The organism is Ensifer sp. NM-2 (assembly GCF_003024455.1).
GTDB lineage: Bacteria > Pseudomonadota > Alphaproteobacteria > Rhizobiales > Rhizobiaceae > Ensifer > Ensifer canadensis.
The window spans coordinates 1-296 of the sequence record NZ_PVZR01000192.1 but is presented as its reverse complement, the minus strand read 5'-3'; the positions used below and the strand labels follow the sequence as shown (position 1 = coordinate 296).

The 296-nt window shown below is 59.8% G+C and carries 1 pseudogene; it reads left to right on the top strand.

Going from position 1 to position 296, the window contains the following annotated elements:
* A pseudogene (locus C6558_RS41350) lies at positions 1-172 on the top strand (IS110 family transposase); the annotation flags it as partial.
* Positions 173-296 lie beyond the last annotated feature (124 nt).

The window sequence follows — 296 nt, the reverse complement described above, 5'->3', positions numbered from 1 at the left end:
ACTTCATGACCAGTACGAGCATCTGAAGATCAGAGGAACCAACAAGGCGCGTGTGGCGATCGCGCGCAAGCTTTTGACGATCGCCTTCCAGATCCTGCGTGACCAGCGCGCTTACGAGCCGCGCGGCGAAAGCACGATGGGAGGCGCGTCGACGATATCCCGGTTGTCTTGATGGCTTTTTAGCGAGCCCGGCAGGTCCGGGCTGCGCTCCTTAAGGAGAATGGGAAACCGGGAGCCGAACGCCACTCTGTGACCGAAGCCAAGGCATCAGGGTCACGCATTGGAGACTGGTTCAG